At 72.3% G+C, this 17,431-nt stretch carries 15 protein-coding genes; 6 read left to right on the top strand and 9 right to left on the bottom strand.

The window, feature by feature from the left end; translation table 11 throughout:
- The first annotated feature begins 57 nt into the window (after positions 1 to 57).
- Positions 58 to 1,131, top strand: a complete 1,074-nt coding sequence (locus ACFV9D_RS07995) for a thiamine pyrophosphate-binding protein (RefSeq protein WP_385142649.1) — start codon at positions 58 to 60, stop codon at positions 1,129 to 1,131.
- A gap of 71 nt (positions 1,132 to 1,202) precedes the next feature.
- On the opposite strand, the gene ACFV9D_RS07990 is transcribed toward ACFV9D_RS07995, so the two are convergent.
- Together ACFV9D_RS07990 and ACFV9D_RS07985 are read right to left on the bottom strand one after the other, a co-directional pair.
- Entirely contained in the window at positions 1,203 to 2,762 is a 1,560-nt protein-coding gene (locus tag ACFV9D_RS07990; RefSeq protein WP_385142646.1) for a class I adenylate-forming enzyme family protein, read from the bottom strand.
- Positions 2,763 to 2,901: 139 nt separating this feature from the next.
- On the bottom strand, positions 2,902 to 3,633 hold the full coding sequence (locus tag ACFV9D_RS07985; protein ID WP_385142643.1) for a methyltransferase domain-containing protein: 732 nt from the start codon (positions 3,631 to 3,633) through the stop codon (positions 2,902 to 2,904).
- A 208-nt stretch (positions 3,634 to 3,841) separates the two neighbouring features.
- Here ACFV9D_RS07985 and ACFV9D_RS07980 point away from each other — a divergent pair, with 208 nt between their 5' ends.
- Positions 3,842 to 5,782 carry a helix-turn-helix domain-containing protein gene (locus tag ACFV9D_RS07980; RefSeq protein WP_385142641.1) on the top strand — a complete coding sequence of 647 codons (1,941 nt, stop codon included), beginning with the start codon at positions 3,842 to 3,844 and terminating at the stop codon, positions 5,780 to 5,782.
- 79 nt (positions 5,783 to 5,861) lie between these two features.
- On the opposite strand, the gene ACFV9D_RS07975 is transcribed toward ACFV9D_RS07980, so the two are convergent.
- On the bottom strand, positions 5,862 to 7,076 hold the full coding sequence (locus ACFV9D_RS07975) for an IS701 family transposase (protein ID WP_385142638.1): 1,215 nt from the start codon (positions 7,074 to 7,076) through the stop codon (positions 5,862 to 5,864).
- A 429-nt stretch (positions 7,077 to 7,505) separates the two neighbouring features.
- Between ACFV9D_RS07975 and ACFV9D_RS07970 the strand changes: the two genes are divergently transcribed.
- Positions 7,506 to 8,051, top strand: coding sequence for a hypothetical protein (locus ACFV9D_RS07970; protein WP_385142635.1), 546 nt, complete (start codon positions 7,506 to 7,508; stop codon positions 8,049 to 8,051).
- Between the two features lie 94 nt (positions 8,052 to 8,145).
- Here the strand turns inward: ACFV9D_RS07970 and ACFV9D_RS07965 are convergent, their stop codons facing one another.
- The 4 genes from ACFV9D_RS07965 to ACFV9D_RS07950 form a co-directional block, all read right to left on the bottom strand.
- A complete protein-coding gene (locus tag ACFV9D_RS07965) occupies positions 8,146 to 10,206 on the bottom strand; it encodes a pectinesterase family protein (protein WP_385142632.1) in 2,061 nt (686 codons plus the stop codon).
- A gap of 90 nt (positions 10,207 to 10,296) precedes the next feature.
- Complete coding sequence (locus tag ACFV9D_RS07960; protein WP_385142629.1) at positions 10,297 to 11,307, bottom strand: LLM class F420-dependent oxidoreductase; 1,011 nt, start codon at positions 11,305 to 11,307, stop codon at positions 10,297 to 10,299.
- 99 nt (positions 11,308 to 11,406) lie between these two features.
- Entirely contained in the window at positions 11,407 to 12,228 is an 822-nt protein-coding gene (locus ACFV9D_RS07955) for a DUF5336 domain-containing protein (RefSeq protein WP_385142627.1), read from the bottom strand.
- A 90-nt stretch (positions 12,229 to 12,318) separates the two neighbouring features.
- A complete protein-coding gene (locus tag ACFV9D_RS07950; RefSeq protein ID WP_385142624.1) occupies positions 12,319 to 13,182 on the bottom strand; it encodes an N-acetylmuramoyl-L-alanine amidase in 864 nt (287 codons plus the stop codon).
- Positions 13,183 to 13,433: 251 nt separating this feature from the next.
- Here ACFV9D_RS07950 and ACFV9D_RS07945 point away from each other — a divergent pair, with 251 nt between their 5' ends.
- On the top strand, positions 13,434 to 15,170 hold the full coding sequence (locus ACFV9D_RS07945; RefSeq protein ID WP_385142621.1) for a hypothetical protein: 1,737 nt from the start codon (positions 13,434 to 13,436) through the stop codon (positions 15,168 to 15,170).
- Here ACFV9D_RS07945 and ACFV9D_RS07940 read toward each other — a convergent pair.
- Together ACFV9D_RS07940 and ACFV9D_RS07935 are read right to left on the bottom strand one after the other, a co-directional pair.
- Positions 15,167 to 15,790 carry a class I SAM-dependent methyltransferase gene (locus tag ACFV9D_RS07940; RefSeq protein ID WP_385142618.1) on the bottom strand — a complete coding sequence of 208 codons (624 nt, stop codon included), beginning with the start codon at positions 15,788 to 15,790 and terminating at the stop codon, positions 15,167 to 15,169. The genes ACFV9D_RS07945 and ACFV9D_RS07940 overlap by 4 nt on opposite strands.
- 47 nt (positions 15,791 to 15,837) lie before the next feature.
- Positions 15,838 to 16,245, bottom strand: coding sequence for an ATP-binding protein (locus tag ACFV9D_RS07935; RefSeq protein ID WP_385142615.1), 408 nt, complete (start codon positions 16,243 to 16,245; stop codon positions 15,838 to 15,840).
- 84 nt (positions 16,246 to 16,329) lie between these two features.
- Between ACFV9D_RS07935 and ACFV9D_RS07930 the strand changes: the two genes are divergently transcribed.
- Together ACFV9D_RS07930 and ACFV9D_RS07925 are read left to right on the top strand one after the other, a co-directional pair.
- Positions 16,330 to 17,178: a Scr1 family TA system antitoxin-like transcriptional regulator gene (locus tag ACFV9D_RS07930; RefSeq protein WP_385142612.1), complete on the top strand. Its 849-nt coding sequence runs from the start codon at positions 16,330 to 16,332 to the stop codon at positions 17,176 to 17,178.
- On the top strand, positions 17,138 to 17,416 hold the full coding sequence (locus tag ACFV9D_RS07925) for a DUF397 domain-containing protein (protein WP_385142609.1): 279 nt from the start codon (positions 17,138 to 17,140) through the stop codon (positions 17,414 to 17,416). The genes ACFV9D_RS07930 and ACFV9D_RS07925 overlap by 41 nt, the downstream gene beginning before the upstream one ends.
- The last annotated feature ends 15 nt before the right edge of the window (positions 17,417 to 17,431 follow it).

Below are 17,431 nucleotides of genomic sequence, written 5' to 3'. Positions count from 1 at the left end.
CCCGCCCCGAACTCCGCCCCGAACTCGTCGCCTGAGATCACGGGCGCCGACTGCCTGATGCGCGCCCTGGAGGCCGCCGGAACGGACCTCGTCTTCGGCATGCCCGGCGGAGCGATCCTCCCCGCGTACGACGCCCTCCTCGACGCTCCCGCGATCCGGCACGTCCTCGTCCGGCACGAACAGGGCGCCGGGCACGCCGCCGCCGGATACGCCCAGGCCACCGGCCGTGTCGGCGTCTGCATGGCGACCTCGGGGCCCGGCGCCACCAACCTCGTCACGGCCATCGCGGACGCCCATGTCAACGACGTGCCCCTGGTGGTGATCACCGGTCAGGTGCCCAAGGAACTCGTCGGCACCGACGCCTTCCAGGAGGTCGACTTCTGCGGCGTCACCCGGCCCGTCACCCGGCACAGCTACCTCGTCAGCGACCCGGCCGAGATCGCGGAGTGCGTCCTGAACGCCTTCCGTATCGCGGGCGGCGAGTACCCGGGCCCGGTCGTCGTCGACATCACCAAGGACGCGCTCCAGCGGCGGGTGCGGCAACCGGTCCTCACGTACCGGCCCGCCGCGGTCCGCCCGAGGCCCGCCCCGGCGGTGGCCCAGGGCGATCCGGCGGGCCCGGACACCCCCTTGGCGGCCGCTCTGGCCGCCCTGGCCCGCGCCACCGGCCCGGACACCCTGCACGTCCTCGGCGGCGAACTCCACCATCTGTGGCGGGGGAGCGGCGAGGCGGCGCTCGCCTCCCACCAGTGGAGCACCCCCGGCTACGCCCTGCCGGCCGCCCTGGGCGCCCGGATGGGCCTGCCGGACCGGAACGTCTGGGCGGTCACCGACCCCGGCTGCTTCCTGGCCACCGGGCGCGAGCTGGTCACGGCGGCACTGAACAAGGTGCCGCTGAAGGTCCTCGTCCTGCGGGGCGCGGGCGGGGCCGTCGCCGATCTCGGCGGCATGGCCGAGGCGATGGGCTGCGCCGCCCTCGGGCGCACGGATCCGGCCGGTCTCGCCGCCGCCGTCGAGCGGGCGCACGCCGTGCACGACCGGCCGGTGCTCGTGGAGTGCGTCGTCCCGGGCGGCACCGAACCGGCCACGCACCGAACATGGCCTGAAGTGGTCGTACCCGAAGCGGCCTGAAAGGGCCACAGGGGAGGGGTACCCGCGTTCGGCGGGTGCCCCTCCCCTTCTGTGTGCCGTCCCGCGTGCCGTCAGTCCTCCGCGATCAGCCGGGCCAGCTCCAGCCGCTTCACCTTCGTCGTCGCCGTGTGCGGCAGTTCGTCGAGCCGACGTTGCACCGGCCGGGCGAGCATCGGCATGTCGGCCACCGCCCGCCGCCACTTCAGCGGGTCCAGCGGCTCGTCGTCCCGTGTGCACACCACCGGGACGGCCCTGCCGTCGGGACCCGGGACGATGATGACCTCGACGAGCGAGGGGATACGGCTGAAGAGCCGGTCCTCGATCTCCAGCGTGCTGGGGATGCCAGGGATCTCGTCCACCTCGCGGTCGAGCAGATGCAGACAGCCGTACTTCGTCCGGTAGCCGAGGTCGCCCATCCGCCACCAGCCGTCCGGCGTGACCTGCTCGTCGTACCGCTCCTCCTCACCGAGATAGGTGAGGATCCGTCCCCCGCTGCGGACTTCGATGTGTCCCGGGGAGGTACGGCTCACCGGTCGCCCGTCGCGGCTGACCACCCGAACCCGCGTCATGCCGGGGAAGGTGCTCCCCACGCACCGGCCCTCCGCGCCCGCACGGTGCCGGCGCGTGTAGGTGCGGGCCGCGATGGCACCGGTCTCGCTCTGGCCGTACGTCTGGGCGAAGTACGGCGCCCGGCGCCGCGAGGCGGCGAGCAGGGTGCGGACGGTCCTCGGGTGGATGGCGTCGAAGGTGTTGCTGAAGCAGGTGACCCGGGCCAGCGGGCGGGCCGGGTGGTCCGCGAGGACCTCCCAGCCGAGCAGCGTGTTGGGATGGGCCTCGATCACCCCCGGCGGTATCCGCGCGAACAACTCGGCGACGGACTCCGGGTCGTCGTCCCGCAACACGATCAGGGGATGCCCGCGGAGCGCGAACAGGGCGACCCCGCTGATCATCCGGGAGTGCGCGAAGGAGACGTGCAGGGCGAGCGGTTCGTGCCGGCCGACGGCCGCGAGGACGGCCGACTGCGGGCGGCAGCGGGCCTGGATCGTGAGGCCCGTCTGCACCGCCAGCTTCGGCAGCCCGGTCGTGCCCGAGGTGTGGGTGACCAGCGCCGGGCCGTCCTGCGGCATGGTCACCGGGGCGACCCGCGGTACGCCCGCGAGCCCTTCGAGCCCCACGGCGCCCGGGAAGTCGCCGACGGCCGTCACCACACGGTCGGCGAGCGCGAACACCTCCTGGGGCAGCTCGCCGTCCAGCTTCGCCGCATCGGTCAGCAGCACCGGCCGCTCGAGCCGCTCCAGGAGCCGGGCCACCGTCTCGCCGTCGAGCTTGGGCGAGAGGAGCACCGGCACGCCTCCGACCCGGGCCACGGCGTAGGCGAGCAGGGAGATGTCGAAGTTGTCCGTCTTGAAGACGGCGACCCGTTGGCCGGGCCGTACGTGCGCGGCCCACAGCCGGGAGGCGAAGTCGTCCACGAGATCGGCGAGCTCGGTGAGGGTCGGCCGACGCCCCAGGGCGGGTGCGATGTCCAGGTCGTGGTCGAGGTAGACCGGGTTCGCGGGGTGGCGCGCGGCGGCCCGGTCGAAGACCGTGCCCAGCCGGATGCCCTTGTTGCCGATGCGTTGGAGGAACATGCGGAAAAACCCTTCGGTCGGGGCGTCCGCGGGGACCGGCGTCGGCGCCTGGCCCGCGCTGCCCCGTCGAGCATCCTGAAGGGGTCGGGCACGCGGCAACGAAGGCGCCGGCAGGACCGTCAAGTGGTCCCGAGGTCCGTCATGTCGCGGAAGGCCCGGTCTCCCGGATCTCCAGGAGCAGGTGCTCCACCGGCGCGTCGCCTTCCGCCACGACCACGGAAGCCACCTGCCGCAGTTCGCGCCCGCACTCTTCGGCGAGCCCGCGCAGCAGAGGCATGTTCCCCCGGCTGCTGAAGTGCAGCAGGGCCCGGCCGTCGGGCGTCAGGCGGCCCGTCGCCTCGGCGAGGTAGCGCCGGTGGGCGGCGTAACCGGGGTCCACATAGGCGCGCTCGTGGTCGTTGCCGTAGCGGTAGCCGTCCGGCGCGAGGACGTAGTTGGAACTCCAGAACACGGTGTCGAATCGTTCCTGCGGATCCAGTGCGCGGAACAGGTCGCTGTGCACGACCCGCATCCGCCCGGTCATGTCGTGCCGGGCCGCGTTCAGTTCGGTGTTCCGGACGGCGTTCGGGTTGATGTCGGCCGCGATGACCCGGTCGCAGCCCGCGAGCGCGGCGAGCACGGAGATCACGCCCGCACCACAGCCGATCTCCAGGAAAGAGCCCAGCCGCGGGGCCGGCGCGTCCGGGCCGGGGGAGCCCAGGCCCAGGAAGTCGAGCGCGGTCTCCGTGGAGGGGGAGTGGACCGGCGCGAACACGTCGTCCAGCAGGTCCCACTCGTACCCCCGCATCGAGAAGACCCGGGGACGGTCGGCTCGCGTGCGCGACTCGGCGCTCCGGGCCAGCGATCGTTCGTAACTCTGCGTCTGTCGCACGGAAACCTCGGCTGGAAGGAACGGTGACGCCCGAAGGCGGAAGAGGGTGCCACTCTCTCCCGCCCACCCGGTCCGGCGAAAGGTTCAGGCCATTCCGGGGACCATCGCTGCACGCCTGTTGAGACGCATTCGTGACCTCGGCCGAACTTCCCTACGATGAGGCGCCTGACCTGTAGTGATGTTGAGAACCGCCGTCGTTGGGGGATCCGTGGACGAGGGGCCGGTCGCCGCCACCCGCGACGCCTTTGCATACCTGGAGCTGCTCGCGCGCGAGGCGCCCGCCGCCCACTTCGACGAACCGCTGCTCCACGTCCCGCCCTCCTCCGGGGCGGACGCCACCGCCGAGGGCGACGGCGCCACCTCCGACCGGGCACGGCAGCTCGCCCGCGAGATACGCGGGATGTTCGAGCGGCAGCAGCGCCGCGACATGGGCAGCACGGCCCTCCTCGACGTGGCCCGCGAGTTCCTCGCCAGCCACGGCGTCGACGAGCTGCTGCGGCTGACCTGCCGCCGGGCGCGGACGCTGCTCAGCCTCGACATCGCGTACCTCTGCCTCTACGACCAGAAGACCGGCAGCCACGTCGTCAAGGCCGTCGACGGCCACTCCTCCGATCTGACACCGGGCTTCGTGGTGCCGCCCGGCGCGGGACTCGCCAATCCCGCCACCCGACGGGCGGCACCCGTGTGGACCCAGGACTACCTCGGCGACGCCCGCATCAACCACTCCGCCACCATCGACGAGGTGGTACGGGCGGAGGGGCTGCGCGCGGTCATCGCCGTCCCGCTCGCCTGCCACGGCACCCATTTCGGGGTCCTGTACGCGGGACACCGCACGGTCCGTCACTTCTCCCCTGAGGAGGTGGCGTTGCTCGGGACCTTCAGCGAGATGTCGGCGGCGGCCCTGGAGAACGCCGGACTCCTGGACGAGTTGAGGGCCGAGACCACCGCGCGGGCCGCCGAGGCCGTACAGGTCGGAGAGGAACTGCGCTCCGTGCGCCGGCTCGCCGAGGCACAGGCCGCCCTGATGGAGCGCACCCTGGACGGCAGTTCGCTGCCGCAGCTCCTGGCCACCGCCGGGGACCTGCTGGGCGGGAGCGTCCTGCTCGCGGACGCGGCGGGCCGTACGGTGGTGGGGCACGGCGCCGCCGAGGCGCAGGCGGCCCCCGAGGCGTTCACGGCGGCGGCCCTTGCGGCCCGGGCGACGGACGCCCCGGTGGAGTCGGCGCCCGGGGTGTGGATCGCTCCGGTCCGTGGCGGCGACGACCGGATCGGCCATCTGGTGTTGCACCGAGCGGAGCCGCCGACCGCCGAGGACGCCGGCCTGCTGCGGCTCTGCGGCCAGGCCGTGGCGCTGCTGGTGCGACCGGGCGCCGCCACCGACGAGACCGTGCTGCGCGAGGAACTCGCCGAGGCCCTGCTGGTCGGCGGCGAGTGGATCGGGCAGCGGCTGCTCGTCCACGGTCGGACCGTCGGCCTCGACTTCACGGCACCGTTCGTCGTGGTGGTCGCCCGGCCCGTGGCAGGGATCACCGACCGGGCCCTGGCCTGGGCCGCCGCGTACACCCGCGAGAACGGGGGTCTGCGGGTCCGGATCGACGACCACCTCGTCCTGCTGCTGCCGGGCGAGGACCCGAGCGAAGCGGCCCGTACGGTCGAGGCGTTCGCCCGTGGCAAGGGAAGTCCGGCCACCGTGGGCGGCGCGGGTCCGGTGACGGAGGGCCCGGGGGCCCTGCCCGCCACGTACGACCGGGCCGTACGGTGCCTGGGCACCCTCACGGCGCTCGGCGCCACCGGCAAGGCGGCCTCCGCGCAGCAACTCGGCCCGGTGATGACCCTGCTCGCCCACGAGCGTGACGTCGACGGCTTCATCCGGGCCACGATCGGCCCTGTCCTGGAGTTCGACGCCCGGCGCTCCGCCGACCTCGCCGTCACCCTCGAGGCGTACTACGCGGCCGGAGGCAGCCCCACCCGGGCAGCCCGCCGCCTCTACCTCCACCCCAACACCGTCTCCCGGCGGCTCGACCGGATCACCGAACTCCTCGGCCCCCAGTGGCAGGACCTGACCGCGGGCCTCGACATCCAGCTCGCCCTGCGCCTCCACCGGACACGGGAGTCCCTCGCACCCTGCCCGGGTTCGGCGGAAGGCTGAGCCGACCGCTGAGCGGACCGTCGGCCGACGGGAGCTTCGGCCGACGGGAGCTTCGGCGACGGCGGCGGTCCGCGATGCCTCAGACCGCCACGGCGGTCCGCCGACACGGCCGCGGGCCGACCCGCTGCTCCCATGGCCGTCCCGGCGCCTCGGCTCCCTCGTCCGGACCGGCCGGCTCCCGTGGTGCGAGCGCCCGCACCGCCTGGGCCACCGACACCATCGTCATGTGCCGGTGCCAGCCGGCGAAGGACCGGCCGCCGTAGTCGTGCAACCCCGAGCGCCTGACCGACCCGCTCTCCGGCGAGTCCTCCGCCGCCGGCATCGACGAGCGGCCGCCCCCGAGCTCGGTCAGCCGCAGCAGGGCGGAGAGCGGCGCCGTCGTCAGATCGGTCAGCCACAACCGGTCCGGCGGCGCCTGCGGCCCGAACCACTCCCCGACCAGGAGCCGTTCGGCCGGCTGCCCGTGGCGCCGCCGGCCTCCCTGTTCGCCCATCCCGGTCGGCAGGCTCACCCGCAGCGCCACCGCCATCCGACACCCGTCGGCCCGGGTCACCGGACGTCGTATCCCTGTCGAGGACAGCAACTGCCGTGCCATGACGGGCTGTTGGCGCACCCCGGTCGGCCCGCTGTCGCCGGCCAGCAGGTGGGTCGCCCTGCTGATCCGTGCCAGCAGAGGTACCCGCGCCGCCTCGAACCGGCTCAGCAGCGTCACCAGCGCCGCGCGCCGCGCGTCGACGATGACCGGGCGGTACGCCGAGGCCCGCCGGAGCGGCAGCTCCAGGGCGGTGGTCACCGTCGAGTCCTCCGGTGACACCGACGCCGCGTAGTCCGCCGGTACGCCGGCCCGCGCCATCTCGGCCGGGTCGCCGAGGAGGCTCTCGGGCAGGTCGAGGCGCCAGTTGACCGGGATCTCACCGCTCGACGAGGTCTGCCACAACCCGTAGCCGAACTGGCCGTTCACGGTCCGTCCGAGCTCCGGTACCCAGCGCCGGTCGACCCCCACGAGCCGCCCCCCGGTCTTCGGCAGGGTGATCGGTCGCACCACCCACGCCGCCGGTGGGGCGGTCCGCTCCAGGAAGTGGACCAGCGCCTCGCGGACCGGCCGCCAGTCCCAGCCGGAGCTGGCGATGAAGTGGTGGAAGCGCTGCTCGGCCGCCGGCTCCCCGGAGTACGTCGCCATGTTCCGCGCCGTCTTGCGACCCGGCACGGTGAGCATGCCGCGCAGGTACTGGTCCGCGGTGCGCCGTTGGTCGCTTCTTCGCAGCGAGGCGAACACCTCGCGGCTGAGATCCACGAGAAGGTCCTCATCACTGTGCGTAGCGATGGGAAACATGCCGGACCGGCCTCCTGCCGCTCGTCGAATGAGTTTTCGCACCTCAGACGCTTCCGGCTGGCGACGTTCCGGCACAAGGAGCGCCGGCCACACGACGGACGGTGTCGCAGGGTGACCCCGTCGTCGGCCCGGACGGCACCGGCACGTTCCACCGGCACGGGCCCCGGGCAGTGTGCCCGGACCACAGTGCGGCGGCTGTGGATGGTGGTGGCCGGGCTCCCCGGCGTACGGCTCGGGCCGGCCCCGTCCGGCCGTAGAGCGGCCGATGGGTGACCTCGCCACCGGCTCGGGGCCCGAAACGGGTCCCACCGCCCGGACGGAGTCGCCCGAGTGGCGGAGTCGTGGGGTCGGCGCGAAGCTGACGCCGAAGCCCCCCAGGGAGGTCCAGCCGTGCCCCGTCCCGTTCCGATACGCCGCGGAGTCGTGGCGCTCTTCCTGTCGTGCACCCTGCTCCTGACGACGGCCGCCTGCGGCGGTGACGACGCGCAGAGCGCGAGCGGCAGCGCGACGCCGACCGGCACGGTCGAGCAGCAGAAGCTCGCCAAGACCCGGTTCGTGGCCAACGCGGGGTTGGCGGCCGGCGCCACGTACCAGTGGATCGTCAAGCCGTACCGCGAGGGCAAGTTCAAGAAGGGTGCGGACGGGCGGACGTTCGCCCTGGTCAAGGCGGGCCTCGCGGGAGCCTTCGCGTACAACCGGCTCAAGGCGGCGGCGGAGAACGCGAAGGGCGACGAGCTGCTCTCGAAGGCGGTCGCACCGCTCACGGCGGGCATCGACAAACTGAAGGACCTCGGCACCAAGCTCCGCAAGGGCGAGGCGAGCGAGGCGGACGTCGGAGCGTTCGAGGACGTCATCAACGACGTGAAGGACGCCGGCAAGAGCGCGGGCGCCGTGGTGACCGACAAGGTGCCCAGCACGTCCCAGCTGGGCGGTTGAGACCGGCCGATCGCGTACTGCCGGATGCGGCACGGCCGGGGCCGTCCACGGGGGACGGCCCCGGCCGCACGCGCTGGGCGCTGGGCGTCGGGCGTCAGCCGGCGGTCGGCGTCCAGTCACCGAGCCAGTCCCGGACCTCCTGGTCCGCGGCCTGCGCGTCCGTGAGCTGCGGGCGTTCGCCGCTCGCGGTGCCGGCGCCGGCGCCGGTGTTCCGGTACTCGGCGAACCTGTCGTCCTTCCACGAGAAGCCGCCCATGTCGGTCCACGGGCCGGCCTTGACCGCCGCGCTCAGCGTGGTGTCACGGACGGTGGTCTGCGGGTCCAGCGAGGCGTCGCCGCCCGCGTGCCAGGGACGGCCGAGGAAGAAGCTGCCCGCGGACACGTCACCGTTCACCACGGAGCGGTTGATCAGGAACCCCTTGGTGCCGGCGACGGTGCTGGGCGCGGTGACGTAGCCGGCGGAGGTGCCGTCCCAGCGCTTCCTCAGGGTGAGGACCGACTTGTCGATGACGGCGGTGGCCCGGCCGAAGACGAAGTCGACGTTCCCGCTGACGTACGAGTTGACGACGTGGACGCGGCCGATCCTCCCCTTGGCGGCGGTGTCGAGGAGCAGGGTGTCCTGGTCGCCGCTGACGATGACCCCGTCGAGGAGCACCTTGTCCGCCGCCGTGCGCAGGGCGACGGCCTGGTGGCCGTTCAGGCCCTGGTTCCGTGCCTCGTCGAAGTCGTTGGAGACCGTGAGGTTACGGGCCTGGAAGTCGTCGGCCTCGACGGCGACGGTGGCGCTGCCGCCGGTGCCGTACGTAACGGAGCCGTCGGGCTTCGGCGTGCCGGCCGCGTTGCCGAAGACGATGACGGTGTCCTTGCGGCTCGCGCCCGCACCCGCGATCGTGATGTGCGGCTTGTTCGCCGGGACCTTGACCGTCTCGCGGTACGTGCCGGGCGCGACGGAGATGACGACCCGTGCGGGGTTGTTCGCCGGGACGGCGTCGACGGCCGCCTGGACGGTCCGGTACTGGCCGCTGCCGTCCTTGGCCACGGTGAGAGCGGTCGTGCTCGCGCTCGTAGCGATGGACGGACGCGGACCGGCACCGGACTTCAGGAGCGCCGGGACGTCGGCCGCCCTGTCGAGGGTGTACGGGTAGTACGTCCTCGGATCGAAGGCCGTGCCGCCGCTCTCGTTGCGCCCGCTGGTGCCGGAGAAGATGTTGCCGCGCTGGACGAGGGTGGCGGTGGCGTCCTTGATGACGGGGTTGTTCACGCCCTGGAAGTGGCTGTTCTCCAGGACCATCTTCGTCGCCCCGCGCGAGTAGTTGCCGTACGAGGAGGTGACGGCGGTGCCGGGGTCGTCCTGGAGGTGGTTGTTGTAGAGGTGCGCGTGGGCCGCGTTGTCCGTGGAGGGGTTGCGCTGCTCGGTCTCGCGGATCCAGTTGTGGTGGATCGTGATGTCGGTGACGACGTTGGTGGTCCAGCCGATGCCGAAGGCCTTGTTGTCGTTGCTCAGCCGGTTCCAGGACACCGTCACGTACGTGCTGTCCTTGCGCACGTCGATCAGGCCGTCGGCCATGTGCCGCAGGTCGTTGTGGTCGATCCAGACGTGGTGCGCGCCGTCCATCTGCACGGCGTCGAAATCGTGGTCCTTGTCGTTCCAGACGCCCTGGTAGGAGTCCCGGATCGTCAGGTTGCGGATGATGACGTTGTGCACGCCCGGCCCGAGGAAGAAGCCGCCGCCGACGATGTGCCCGGCCGTGCCCGAGCCCACGATCGTCTTGTCGGAGGCGACCTTGATCTCCTTGCCGACCGGGTTCATGGTGATGGTCGCGGCGACGACGATGACGTACGGCTCCGGCGCGGTGGCGTACTTCTCCAGCTCGGCGAGGGTCCGTACGGTGACGGTGCGGCCGTCCCGGCCGCCGTAGGTCCCGTTCTGGCCGAGCGCGTCGACCGAGGCGAAACCGTCGGCGACATCGCGGGCCCAGGCCGGTGCGGCCGCGGACGCGCCCGCGGCCGACGCCGTCGGCCGGGCGTCCTCGCCGAAGACACCGAGGACGCCGCCGTAGGCCATGGCTCCTGCGGCGCCCAGTGCGAGCGGGACGCCCGCCCACAGCGTCGTCCTGCGTCTGCGGTGCCGTGCCGTGTCGCGGTGGTTGATCACGTTGCTTCCGTTCGCGTGGGGGATCGGTCGCACGTGAGTTGCCGCGGAGGGTGAAAGGGTTGCCGTGGAGGACGAAACGGTGGCCGCGGACTACGAGTTGAGCTCGGCGAGCAGGCGTAGCGTGGCGGGGTCGGGCGCCGTGACCAACAGGTCCGTGACCGGCCCCTTCCGCCAGACCTCGAGCCGCTCGGCGATCCGTTCCCTGGGGCCGACGAGCGAGATCTCGTCCGCGAAGGCGTCCGGCACGGCGAGCACGGCCTCCTCGCGCCGACCGGCCGCGAACAGCTCCTGGATGTGCCGGGCCTCCGACTCGTACCCCATGCGCGCCATCAGATCGGCGTGGAAGTTACGGGCGGTGTGCCCCATGCCGCCGATGTAGAAGCCGAGCATCGCTTTGACGGGCAGCAGCCCTTCGGCCGGGTCGTCGCAGAGCTGGGCGCGGACCATGGGGGCGACGAGGAAGGTCTCCGGGAGCCGGTCCGGAAGCGCGTAGACCTCCGCGTACCGCGAAGGCGACCAGTAGAGCGGCAGCCAGCCGTCGGCGATCCGCAGGGTCTGCGCGATGTTCTTGGGCCCCTCGGCCCCGAGCAGCACCGGCAGATCGGCCCGCAGGGGGTGGGTGATCGGCTTGAGCGCCTTCCCGAGCCCGGTGCCGTCCGCTCCGGTGTACGGATGGGAGTGGAAGCGGCCGTCGAGCGCGACGGGCCCCTCACGGCGCAGTACCTGGCGGATCACGTCCACGTACTCCCGCGTCGCGGTCAACGGACTGCGCGGGAAGGGCCGCCCGTACCATCCCTCGACGACCTGCGGCCCGGAGAGCCCGAGCCCGAGCATCATCCGGCCGCCGGAGAGGTGGTCGAGCGTGAGCGCGTGCATGGCGGTGGCGGTGGGCGTCCGGGCGGCCATCTGCGCGACGGCGGTCCCGAGCCCGATGCGCGAGGTGTGCGCGGCGATCCAGGTCAGCGCGGTGAACGCGTCGGACCCCCACGCCTCGGCGGTCCACACGGAGTCGTAGCCGAGCCGCTCGGCCTCGCGGGCGAGTTCGAGGTGGGCGGGTGAGGGGCCGCGTCCCCAGTAGCCGAGGGCGAGTCCGAGACGCATGGCGCGATGCCTTCCTGACGTTCCGTCAGATCACTTCCCGGGGACTGTACGACAACGGCCCCCCGCCCGGAAGGGCGAGGGGCCGCTGGGGTGGAACGCTCAGCCGCGCTGGATGCCGGTCGTGTCCTGGAGGACGCCGCGGCGGCCGTCCTGGGTCTGGGCGATCAGGCCGGGGCCGCGCTGCTCGACCGCCAGGTACCAGGTACCGGGGGCCAGTTCGGCGATCGGGGTCGGCGAGCCGTCCTCCCCGTACAGCGGGCGGGCCACCGGGACCGCGAACCAGAACGGTGCGAAGTCGGCGGCGGGCTGCTGCTGACCCTGGGGCTGCGCCTGGGTCGGCTGCGGGGCCGGGGCGGCGGCCTGCGGGTCGGGCTGCTGCTGGCCGGGGTACGGCTGCGGCTGCTGCGCGCCGTACGGCTGCTGCTGGGCGCCCGGGTAGCCGTAGCCGCCGGGAGCGCCCGGCTGGACGCCGTACGGCTGCGGGGTCTGCGGCTTCGGGGCGCCCAGGAGCGGGGCCTTCAGGGCCGGGACCAGCGGTGCGGCGATGGCGCCACCGGCGAGGACCAGGGAGGCGATCAGGCCGAGGATGAGGCCCGCGCCGGCGTTCTCCGACTCGAAGATCCACATCAGCAGGTTCCAGGCCGCGGCCACGGTGAACGCGACACCGACCTGCCCCAGCTCGAGACCGGCGACCTTGCGGGGCTGCGGCAGTGCGTGGGAGAGGACGACCAGGGCGGCGCCCGCGATGCCGAGAAGGAAGGCACCCCAGCCGAGCGGGGAGAACTCCCAGGAGTTCGGGGAGTCGACGTTGTCGCAGAAGCTGCCTTCACAGCTGCTGGTGCTGAGGAACGAGGCGATGAACAGCACCACCGCTGCACCGATCAGCACGCCATCGCCTCGAGTGAGGGAGCGGATATTCACGTAAGAGTCCTTCGTCGGGTCGTCTCGTCGGGGTGGCGCGAAGCACGGGGGCGGCCCCATCGTACGGAGCGAATCTATCGCCCGCCGGTTCTACCCCTTGAGGTAGGTCCCGATGCCGTCCGCGATCCCTCGCGCCGCTTTCTGGCGCCATGCCGCATCGGTGAGGAGTGCGGCGTCCTTCGGATCACGCATATTGCCGCATTCGACGAAGACCTTGGGAACGGTTGAGAGATTGAGTCCCCCGAGATCATCCCGCACGTCCAACCCGGTACCGGAACCGAGGTAGTTGGCGGGTGCGGTACCGGTCGCGCGGGCGAAGTGGCGGGCGATGGCCTCGCCGAGCGTACGGGAGAGGCCGACGATCTTCGAGGTGTCGGCGGCGCCGGAGCCGACCCGGGCGGGCAGGATCACGTGGAAGCCGCGGTTTCCGGTGGCGGACCCGTCGGCGTGCACGGAGACCACGGCGTCGGCGCGTGCCTCGTTGCCGGTTCGGGCCCGTTCGTCGATGCAGGGGCCGTACGGGCGCTCGGCGTCGTGGGTGAGGACGACCTTCGCGCCCTGGGCCTTGAGGAGATCACGCAGACGATGTGAAACATCGAGGGTGAACGCGGCTTCGGTGTAACCGGCGTTGGTGGAGGTGCCGGTGGTGTCGCATTCCTTGTGGCTTGTGCCGATATCAACCTTCTGGTTGATTTCCCGGGAATGGCGGAAATTGCCGGGGTTGTGGCCGGGGTCGATCACGATGGTCCGTCCGGCGAGCGGACCGGTCCGGGACCGCGCCTGTGTCGGCTCGGGGGCGGACGTGGGGCCGGTGGGGGCCGTGGGGGTGGAAGCGCCGGTCGCCTTGGCGTCGGGGGTCTTCGGGGGCTGCGACTCCCCGCCGCAGCCGGCGAGGGCGACGCAGGCGGCGAGTGAGCTCGCGAGGGCGAGGATCTTCCGGTGGTCGTACGGCACCTTGCGACTCTAACGGGAGCCGCCGCCGAAGAGTCCGTCGACGCGGGGCGACTGTGAAGGGACTGTGGGGGGTATGAGGAGGTGAGTGCGTCGGTGAGGGGCACCGCGCACGAACCACGGGGGGCACTGTGGCGGGGGAAGAACCGAACGACGCACGTCCATTGGGTGAGCAGGGTGGGCAGGGTCGGCAGGGCGAGCCGCCGGGCCGGCCGGGGGAGGAAGGTCGGCCGGGGGAGCAGGGTGCGCCGGGGGTGTCCGAGACGCCGTGGGCGTACGGGGCGCCGACCGGAGCCGCGGCCTCGGCAGAGCAAGGTGCCGGGTCGTGGTCGGGGGCGGCGTTACCGCCACCGCCCGCGCAGCCGCCCGGCTTCGGCCCGCCGTCGGAACCGGGGCCGCCCGCGCCACCGCCCGAGTCGAACCCGGCGCAGGCCGTCCTGGTCGGCCTGCTCAACCTGTCCTGTCTGGGGCTCGGCTACGCGCTGCTCAAGCAGTGGGTCCTCGCCGCCGTCTGCTGGGCCGCCACGGCCGTCCTGCTGCTGGTCGCACTGCCCGCCGACGTGGACGGTGTCCCCACCGGCCTCCTCGTCGGGTACGGCCTGTTCCTGCTGGCCGCGGTCGCCGACGGCGCGCGGCGCGGCCTGCGCGCCCCGCTCGCTCTGGGCCCCGGCGCGGGCGTCGGCACCGGTACGGGAACCGGCGCCGGCACCGGCGGCGGCCGGGGATCGGGCGCCGGGCCGCGGCGCCTCGCGCTCCCGCTGTCGCTGGCGCTCGTCCTGCTCGTCGTGCCGGTGGGCGGCTCGGTGGCCTACGGCGTGGCGCGCGACGAGGCCGTGGAGCAGTCCCTCCTGGACCGCCTCGCCGCGGCCGACACGCAGGTGAAGTCCGTGGCGGGCCAGAGCTTCGACGGAGCCGCGCACACCTACCGCAAGGCCCTCGCCGTCTACCAGGACCTCGGCACGAACCACGCCGGCTCGCGGGCGGGCAAGCTCGCCCCCGACCGGCTGAAGGACTACTACACGGCCGTCTCCGCGCCGTACGAGCAGAAGAAGTACTGCGAGGCGGTCCCGGCCCTCAAACACCTGCGCGCACTGCCGGAGACGGTGGACCGCGGCCTGCTGGACGGGCTGACGGGGAAGGCGGACGAGCCGCTCGCCCACTCCTGGTACGAGTGCGGGATCGCCGGGCTCGGCCGCGCGGGCACCGAGGCGACGGCCGGGGAGCACCTGAACGCCTTGCTGTCGACGTTCCCCCAGTCCTCGTACGCGGGGAAGGTCGAGCCCGCGGTCCGGGAGGGCCTCAGGACCCGGTCCGCCGCGATGGCCGCCGCCAGCACCGACGCCTGCGCCGCCGTGGTCGAACTGCGGCGCTTCGACACCGCCGTCGACCTCCTCCAGCCGAAGGACACCTTCGCCGCCGTCGCGCGCGACACGGGCAAGGAGATACAGAAGGGCGACTTCGCCTGCGGGGTCGAGCAGTTCGAGGACAAGGAGTACTCGGAGGCCGTCCAGACGATGACGGAGTACGCCGAGCAGTACCCGGACAGCCCGCAGACCGCCCACGCCAAGTCCATCGCGATCGCCGCCGAGATAGCCGACGAGTCGCCGGACGCGGGCAAGCGGCTGCCGCCCGCCACGTCGCCCGGCGGCTCCCGGATGGTCATGGTCGTGTCCAACGACGGCCCGGGTGAGGTCGAGCTGCTCTACACCGGTCCGGTGACCGGTCGCGTCGCGCTGAAGGCGTGCGGAAGCTGCACGACGTACAAGGACAGCCTCCGGCTGGGCGCGTCGAAGCCCAAGGTGTGCACCGGACCGTCGTCGAAGTACCCGAAGGCGACGCTGATGCTGCCCGCCGGCGACTACCACTTCCTGCAGAAGCGGTCGGGGACGACGGGTTCGCTGTCCGCCGCGGACAAGTCGAGTACGGCGAAGATCGAACCGGGCTACAGCTACACGAACTGTCTGTACGTGACCTCGGGCTTCGGCTTCTAGCGGCGGCGCAGGACGCGGAGGGAGTCGGTCACGGAGACCTCCTCGAAGTCGCCGGACTCCAGGGCCCGGAGGTAGATGCGGTAGGGGGCCTGGCCGCCGTCCTCCGGGTTCGGGAAGACGTCGTGGATGACGAGGAGGCCGCCTGCGGCGACCTTCGGCGCCCACCCCTCGTAGTCCGCCGTCGCGTGCTCGTCCGTGTGGCCGCCGTCGATGAAGACGAGGCCCAGCTCGCCCGCCCAGACCTTGGCGACCTGCGGGGAGCGGCCGACGACGGCGATCACGTGCTCCTCCAGGCCCGCCTTGCGCAGCGTCCGGCGAAAAGTGGGGAGGGTGTCCATCAGGCCGACCTCGGGGTCCACGACGGTCGGGTCGTGGTACTCCCACCCCGGCTGCTGCTCCTCGCTGCCCCGGTGGTGGTCCACGGTCACCGCGACGGTCCCGGCCTCCCGGGCCACGTCGGCCAGCAGGATCGTGGAGCGCCCGCAGTACGTCCCGACCTCGAGGAGCGGCAGCCCGAGCTTGGCGGCCTCGGTGGCGGCGTCGTGCAGGGCACGCCCCTCGTCGAGGGGCATGAAGCCCTTGGCGGCCTCGAAGGCGGCGAGGATCTCGGGGGCGGGCATGGGGTCCTCCTACTGGCGGGTACGCAGGTGCGAGCGCCCATGGTGCCCTACGCGTCGCACTCGAACCACACCGTCTTCCCTCCGACCGCCTCGTCCACCCCCCACCGGTCCGTCACCCCCTCCACCAGCGCGAGCCCCCGCCCACCCTCCGCGAGCGGCTCGGCGACCTTGGCGTGCACCGCCCCCGGCACCCCGTCCGCAACCTCGACCCGGAGCCCGTGCGGCTCCCGCAGGATCAGCACGGTGCAGCGCCGCCCCGGGACGTGCCGTACGACATTTGCGACGAGCTCGGTGAGCGCGAGCCCGGCGGCGTCGGCGAGGTGGTCGAGCCCCCAACGGCCGAGGAACATGCGCAGGATGCGACGCATGTGACCGGCGGAGTGCTCACCGACGGTGAAGCCCATGCGGTAGGTGGCTTGAAGTTCCGCCGGATAGAGGTCAGTTGCGTGATTCATGCCACCAGGGTGAGCTGGCGTGGTTACGCTCGGCTACGGACCGAAACGAACGCAGTGATGCGTGAGCTTGGGGGTGACCTCGTCGTGGTCAACATCCGCAGTCTCGATCCCAGCGCGTCGCCGCTGGACTACTACGGCTCGGAACTCCGCCGCCTGAGGGAGGAGGCGGGGCTGAAGCAGCAGCAGTTGGGCGACATCGTCTTCTGCACGGCGTCGCTGATCGGCCAGATAGAGACGGCGAAGAAGGTCCCCACGCGCGAGTTCTCGGAACGGCTCGACGCGGCGTTGATGACGGGCGGGTTGTTCTCGCGGCTGGTGGGGTTGGTTCTGAAGAGCCAACTGCCGACGTGGTTCCAGCAGTACGCGGAGCTTGAGGCGAGGGCGACGTACATCTCGACGTACCAGGCGCAGCTGGTCTACGGCTTGCTTCAGACGGAGGAGTACGCGCGAGCGGTCCTGGCGACTGGGTTGCCCGACGACCTCGAAGGGCTGGTGGCTGCTCGGATGGAGCGCCAGCGCATCCTGAGCAGGGAGCAGCCGCCGATGGCCTGGGTCATTCTCGACGAGTCGGCGTTGCATCGGCCGATCGGGGGCCCAGAGGTCATGAGAAACCAACTCGCGTACCTGTTGGGTTTCCGAGCGAACCGCTGGCTGCGCATCCAGGTGTTGCCCTTCGCGGCCGGTGAGCACGCCAGTTTGATCGGTGCCTTCAACTCGCTACGGTTCGAGGACGATCCGGACATCGTCTACACGGAGGACCTCATCGCGGGGCACATGACCGCGAATCCCGACACGGTGAAGGAAGCCGCGCTTCGTTACGCTCACTTGCAGGCGTCCGCCCTCTCCGTGGAGGATTCAGCGGAACTGATCATGCGCGTGATGGAGGAACGTTATGGGGACCGACCAGGGCCTGACCAGCGCGCGGTGGCGTAAGTCCAGCTACAGCGGCAACACCGGAGGCGACTGCATCGAGTGTGCCCCGCTCGGCGCCGCGGCTTGGCGCAAGTCCTCCTACAGCGGCGACACCGGCGGCGAGTGCGTCGAGGTCGCCGACCTCGCCTCCCACGTCGCCGTTCGCGACTCCAAGAACCCCGAAGGCCCCGCCCTCCTGGCCACCCCGGCCGCGTTCAGCGCGTTCGTGGCCGCCGCCGCGGAGGGCCGGATCGGCTGACTGGGATGATCGCCC

This window comes from Streptomyces sp. NPDC059875 (assembly GCF_042731085.1).
Taxonomy (GTDB): domain Bacteria; phylum Actinomycetota; class Actinomycetes; order Streptomycetales; family Streptomycetaceae; genus Streptomyces.
This window is presented reverse-complemented; position numbering and strand designations above follow the sequence as displayed.

Bases quoted from the DNA above. Each gene is read 5' to 3' on its own strand.
- ACFV9D_RS07990 (WP_385142646.1), bottom strand. From the start codon at position 2,762: ATGTTCCTCCAACGCATCGGCAACAAGGGCATCCGGCTGGGCACGGTC.
- ACFV9D_RS07925 (WP_385142609.1), top strand. From the start codon at position 17,138: ATGGGGACCGACCAGGGCCTGACCAGCGCGCGGTGGCGTAAGTCCAGC.
- ACFV9D_RS07995 (WP_385142649.1), top strand. From the start codon at position 58: ATGCGCGCCCTGGAGGCCGCCGGAACGGACCTCGTCTTCGGCATGCCC.
- ACFV9D_RS07940 (WP_385142618.1), bottom strand. From the start codon at position 15,790: ATGCCCGCCCCCGAGATCCTCGCCGCCTTCGAGGCCGCCAAGGGCTTC.
- ACFV9D_RS07960 (WP_385142629.1), bottom strand. From the start codon at position 11,307: ATGCGTCTCGGACTCGCCCTCGGCTACTGGGGACGCGGCCCCTCACCC.
- ACFV9D_RS07935 (WP_385142615.1), bottom strand. From the start codon at position 16,245: ATGAATCACGCAACTGACCTCTATCCGGCGGAACTTCAAGCCACCTAC.